The sequence below is a fragment of the Parasphingorhabdus sp. genome (assembly GCF_036964565.1).
Taxonomy (GTDB): Bacteria; Pseudomonadota; Alphaproteobacteria; order Sphingomonadales; family Sphingomonadaceae; genus Parasphingorhabdus.
Genome location: NZ_JBALTN010000024.1, coordinates 1 through 477 on the forward strand (window position 1 = coordinate 1; position 477 = coordinate 477).

At 59.3% G+C, this 477-nt stretch carries 1 protein-coding gene; it reads left to right on the top strand.

Annotated elements, in window-relative coordinates; all coding sequences use genetic code 11:
• Positions 1–477 (top strand): quinolinate synthase NadA (nadA, locus tag V7650_RS17900; RefSeq protein ID WP_335657570.1); only part of this gene is annotated, 477 nt, incomplete at both ends.

Sequence of the window (477 nt, forward strand, 5' to 3'; positions counted from 1 at the left end):
GTGAAGGCGCTCAGCGACATCATCGTCACCAGTTCGTCGGCGGAACATATCCTGTCGCAGATTCCGCTCGACCAGAAGATCATCTTTGGGCCCGACAAGCATCTCGGTGCCTATGTATCCAAGAAGACTGGCCGCGACATGCTGCTGTGGCCCGGCGTGTGCATCGTCCACGAGGCGTTCAGCGAGACCGAGCTGCTCAAGCTGCAGGCCCAGCATCCCGGGGCGCCGGTCGCGGCTCATCCCGAGTGCCCGGCCTATATTCTCGATCACGCCGACATGGTCGGCTCGACCAGCGCGATCCTGAAATTTGCCAAGGAATTTGAAGGCGACACGATCATCATCGCCACCGAACCGCATATCATCCACCAGATGGAAAAGGCGGTGCCGGAAAAGAATTTCATCGGCGCGCCCGGCGCGGACGGCAACTGCAACTGCAATATCTGCCCCTATATGGCGCTCAACACGATGGAGAAACTG